This is a genomic window from Saccharopolyspora sp. NPDC002686 (genome assembly GCF_040295745.1).
Classification (GTDB): Bacteria; Actinomycetota; Actinomycetes; order Mycobacteriales; family Pseudonocardiaceae; genus Saccharopolyspora; species Saccharopolyspora oryzae.
Genome location: NZ_JBEOVY010000472.1, coordinates 1 through 4,828, shown reverse-complemented (window position 1 = coordinate 4,828; position 4,828 = coordinate 1). Strand labels below are relative to the sequence as shown.

Genomic DNA, 4,828 nt, shown 5'->3' with positions numbered 1-4,828 from the left:
GGTTTCGTGAGCACTTCGGAGCGCTATGGCACCCCAAAACACTCACGACACCGCGAACTCCCGCTGGATTGGGGGCGTTCGGCGGAACAGGTTCGCGCTCACGGCGGATGAGGTTCGCGACCGCGACGTGCTTCCGTGGAAGGGGGATCGCCGCCCCGTGCCGCAGGGAGGTCGCCGGTGACGACTCGTGCGCTCGTCAGTCAGCTGCAGTCCGCGATCTCCCACGCCGAGCGGATGGCCGCCACGCGTCCGCTGGCCGTGCCGCCAGCGGGTTCCGGTCTGAAGCCGGTGTTCGGCAACCGCGGTTTACCGGTCATCGGGCACACCGTCAGCGTGCTGACCGATCTGCTCGACTCTTCGCGCCGCCGGTACGAGGAATTCGGCCCGGTGTCGTGGGGTGTGACGCTCGGGGCCAAGGCGATCACCGTGATGGGGCCGGACGCGATCGAGGCCGTCGCCACCAACCGGGACAAGGCGTTCAGCACCGAGGGCTTCTACGACTACCTGATCGGCCCGTTCTTCCGCCGCGGCATCCTGCTGATGGACTTCGAGGAGCACCGGCACCACCGGCGGATCATGCAGCAGGCCTTCACCCGCGACCGCCTGCTCGGCTACCTCGACGCGATGACCCCGGCCATCGAGCGCGCCCTGTCCCGGTGGCGGCCGAGCGAGCGATTCCCCGTGTACACCGCGGCAAAGCGGCTCACCCTCGACATCGCGACCGAGGTGTTCGTCGGCGAACGGCCCGGTGCGGACGCGGACCGGCTCAGCCAGGCGTTCGTGGCCGCGGTGCAAGGCGGCCACGCGATCGTGCGCGCCGACGTGCCCGGCGGCACCTGGGCGAGAGGACTGCGCGGGCGCCGGATGCTGGAGAGCTACTTCCGGGAGCGGATCCCGGCCAAGCGGGCGGGATCCGGGCAGGACCTGTTCAGCGTGCTCTGCCGGGCCGAGACCGAGGACGGCGACCGGTACTCGGACGACGACATCGTCAACCACATGATCTTCGTGCTGATGGCGGCGCACGACACCAGCACCATCACGCTCGCGATGACCGCCCACTACCTCGGCAAGCACCCGGAATGGCAGGACCGGCTCCGGGAAGAGGCCGCGGCGCTGGGCAAACCGGCGGTCGAGCACGCCGACCTGGACCGGTTGCCGCAGCTCGACATGGTCGTGAAGGAAGCCATGCGGCTCAACGCGCCGGTGGGTGCGCTGTTCCGGCAGACGGTCGCGGACACCGAGATCCTCGGCCACCACATCCCGGCGGGCACCAAGGTGGCCGCCCAGATCTACGCGACGCAGCGGCTGGCGCAGTGGTGGCCCGAGCCGGACGTGTTCGACCCGGAGCGCTTCGCCGAGCACCGCAGGGAGGACAAGGTGCACCGCTACGCGTGGGCGCCGTTCGGCGGTGGCGCGCACAAGTGCATCGGCATGCACTTCGGGACCATGGAGGTGAAGGCGATCCTCCACCAGCTCCTGCTGAAGTACCGCTGGAGCGTCCGGCCCGACTACGAGCCGCCGATGCGCTACGGCACCGGCCCGATGCCCACCGACGGTCTCCCGATCCGCCTCCGCCGCGCGTGAGCTGATTCGGCTCGGGCTTCGCCATAAGAGGATCCGCAGTGCAGCCCAACTTTCCTTCAGAACATTAGCCCATTCCGGTGAAATTTCGCGCTCGGGCGTGCAAAGGTCCAGTCCTACTGTCAACCCACATCCCCTTGTGTGAGGAACGTTGAAGAGGCTGATTGCACCCCTGGCTGCGGCGCTGGTGATCGGGCTGGCGGGCTGCGGCCCCGCGGTGCCGACCGTGCCCAAGACCAGCACGGACTCCAGCAGTTCGGAGTCCGGTAGCTCGGAAACCGGTGAGGCGAGCGGGGAAACCACCGGCGGGCCGGTGGCCTTCGGTGAGTCCGTCGAGGTCAAGAAGGACGCCGGCGCCAAGCTGAAGGTGTCCATCGCGGCCCCCGCCGACCTCGACCCCGCGCAGGCGAGCTTCCCGCCGGAGGTGGGCAAGTACGTCGCCGTCGACGCGAGCGCCGAACTGCTGGCCGGCACCGTCGACAACATCAGCGACGACGAGTTCACGCTGGTCGACGCGCAGGGAAACCGCTACGAGGCGGCCACCGTGACGCTGGACAACATGTTCCTCCACCTGCTGACCGAAGGTGAACCGGTTTCAGGCAAGATTGTCTACGACGTTCCGGCCGACGCGACCGGGTTCACCGTCGAGTACGCGCCGACCGATGCCAACGAGAAGCCGATGGGCGTGCTCGCCACCTGGAAGTAACGTTTCGCGTTTCCCGGCCGGGTCATTCGGTCCCCTTTTGGGATCGAGCGACCCGGCCATTTGTCGCTCGGTAGAGCTAAAAAATCAACACTATCGTGCGAAGGCCCCTTAGTAACGAATCAAGGCAATCGATCGAGAATGACCGTTTCGCCTGGTCAAGGCCTTGATCGACTGAATCGATCCCCGATCGGCCGACGTCACCCGCTTGCAGGTCCGGGTTAGCGTCCATTCGGCGTTGATCTCCCCAGGTCACAGCCGAATCGCACTACGGGGCCAGGAGCCGATCATGAGTCCACGTACGACAGCCGCCAAGCGCAGGATCCAGCTGGGTGCTGCTCTCGGGGCACTGTGCGTCGCGCTCTCCGGATGCGGCACCGCGCCGGCGGCCCAGTCCGCGCGGCAGGTCATGGCCCGGGCCGACCTGGGCATGCAAGCACCGTCCAGCACCTTCACCGAATTCCCCACCGCGCCGAAAGACCCTGCGCCGGAAGGGGAAACGGAAGGCGTCGTCCTGCACGTCAAGCAGGACATCGCGGTGCACCACGACCCGGACGGTGCGGTGTTCGCCAAGCTGCCCGCATCGCAGCTGGAGAACCCGACCTGGGTGCCGATCATCGCCGAACGCGGGCCGTGGGCGCAGGTGCTGCTCCCGTCCCGCCCCAACGGGAGCACCGGCTGGGTCCGCACCGACGGGCCCGTCGAACGCGCCCGCACGCCCTACGTGGTGGACGTCGACATCGACGGGCGGCGCCTCGTGGTCCGCAAGGACGGCGCCCCCATCGGCGAATGGGTGGTTGGAGTCGGAGCGCCGAAGTCGCCGACCCCGCGCGGCCGGACCTACATCATGGCCGCGATCGAGGAGACGGTGACCAAGTTCAGCCCGATCATCCTCCCGCTGGGCACCCACTCCAACACCTACAGCACCTACGGCGGCGGCCCCGGCACTGTCGCGCTGCACGGCTGGCCGAACTCTTCGGTGTTCGGCCAAGCCGCGAGCGACGGATGCGTCCGCGTGCCCGACGATGCGCTCCAGCTGCTGACGACTCTGCCGCTGGGAACCCTGGTCCACCTGCGGTGATCACCGAGGATGGAAATATCCCGAAAGACGAGGAATTGGGAGGGAGCTATGCGTAGAAGTGCTTGCCTCGCAGGCGCGTTCATCGCTGGCGCGGGACTGCTGGCCGGAGGCCTTCCGGCGTTCGCCGACTCGGCGGACAACGACGGCATCAACGCCGGCAACGACAACAACGTGAGCGTGGCGCCGATCCAGCTCTGCGGCAACAACGTCGCGGTGCTCGGCGCGGTCGTGTCGGCGCTTTCGCCGCAGGCCAACAACTGCGTCAACGCGCCCGTCGTGGACCACCCGCAGCACGACGGCTCGGCGGAGAAGCCGCCGTCCGGGGACGACGACACCCCGCCGAGCGACGGCTCCACCCCGCCTGGCGACGGCTCCACGCCTCCGGGTGACGGCTCCACGCCGCCTGGCGACGGTGCCATGCCTCCGGGTGGCGGTGCGGCCCCGCCGGTGCAGGGCGCGACCCCGCCGGCCCAGAGCACGACCCCGTCCAACTCGAACCTGCCCACCGCGCCGTCCCCGGCGCCGGTGGTCGGGCACCACGCGGTCACGGGCTGATCGACGAACACCCCGCCACCTGAACGGGTACAACACTCCGTTCAGGCTGGCGGGGGTTCGGGATCACAACTACATTCCGGAGCTGCGTAGATCACTACGTGCTCCACGTGGTCGTCCCGGCTCGGACGACCACACCCCCTGCGGTGGTGTCCGGCGAAGTACTCCCCCTCTCTTCGCTGGGCACCACCGTTTTACGTTTTCAGGTGGTCCTTTTGCGGGGCGGTGCGGGTGGCGGAACCTCAGCGCCCGCCCGGGGAGGCGAGGACGCTCGCGGTCAGCGCCGGGTTGCTGGAGTCCTGGCACTCCTCGCCCGGTTCGGGACCTTCGCCGAAGCCGGACCAGCCCTGCTTCACCGCGCCCGGCTGGTCGGGCGGCGTGGTGTCGGTCAGGCCGATCTTCTTCACCGTGCGGTCGATGATCTCCAGCTGTCCGCCGCGAACCCACAGCGCGCTGGCCGCGTCGTCGTTGCTGGAGCGCAGCATCGGCTCGAGCAGCGCGCGATCCTCGGCCGGGATCTCCGCGCCGTCGAGGTTCTCCAGGTAGTCGATGGCGATGAGCAGCTTCACCAGCGATGCCGACCGGAACTGGTAGTGCTCGTTCTGCTCGGCCTGGGTTTCCCCGGTTTCCGCGTCGACCACGACGTACCCGGTGGTCACCTCGCTCGGAGCCGCGTGGGCGGGAGACGCCGCGAGCAGAACTGCGGTCGCCGTCGCCAGACCGGCAACGGCCTTCTCCGTGAACTTCACTCGTGCCCCATGGCACTCTCTGGTGTGCCCCTGGGGACGAAGCTACGCGCGCGCAACCCGGAAACGATCATGGAATGACCGGGTTCGGGGGCGACGCCCCTGCCCCGTCCGGCGCACCCCGCATCACCCCAACGACCCACGCGGGGGCTAATACCCCGCCGC

General features: G+C 68.7%; 5 protein-coding genes. 4 read left to right on the top strand and 1 reads right to left on the bottom strand.

Annotation, left to right across the window (positions count from 1 at the left end; all coding sequences use genetic code 11):
• Window positions 1-177: 177 nt before the first annotated feature.
• The 4 genes from ABTZ89_RS35755 (at window position 178) to ABTZ89_RS35740 (ending at window position 3,920) form a co-directional block, all read left to right on the top strand.
• Window positions 178-1,584 carry a cytochrome P450 gene (locus ABTZ89_RS35755; protein ID WP_270953856.1) on the top strand — a complete coding sequence of 469 codons (1,407 nt, stop codon included), beginning with the start codon at window positions 178-180 and terminating at the stop codon, window positions 1,582-1,584.
• Window positions 1,585-1,732: 148 nt separating this feature from the next.
• Window positions 1,733-2,287, top strand: coding sequence for a DUF4352 domain-containing protein (locus ABTZ89_RS35750; RefSeq protein ID WP_270953857.1), 555 nt, complete (start codon window positions 1,733-1,735; stop codon window positions 2,285-2,287).
• A 286-nt stretch (window positions 2,288-2,573) separates the two neighbouring features.
• The gene (locus tag ABTZ89_RS35745; RefSeq protein WP_270953858.1) at window positions 2,574-3,365 is read left to right on the top strand and encodes a L,D-transpeptidase; all 792 of its coding nucleotides are present in this window, start codon (window positions 2,574-2,576) and stop codon (window positions 3,363-3,365) included.
• A gap of 48 nt (window positions 3,366-3,413) precedes the next feature.
• Window positions 3,414-3,920, top strand: coding sequence for a hypothetical protein (locus ABTZ89_RS35740; protein WP_351053340.1), 507 nt, complete (start codon window positions 3,414-3,416; stop codon window positions 3,918-3,920).
• Between the two features lie 239 nt (window positions 3,921-4,159).
• Here the strand turns inward: ABTZ89_RS35740 and ABTZ89_RS35735 are convergent, their stop codons facing one another.
• Window positions 4,160-4,666: a serine hydrolase gene (locus ABTZ89_RS35735; RefSeq protein WP_351053337.1), complete on the bottom strand. Its 507-nt coding sequence runs from the start codon at window positions 4,664-4,666 to the stop codon at window positions 4,160-4,162.
• Window positions 4,667-4,828: the final 162 nt, after the last annotated feature.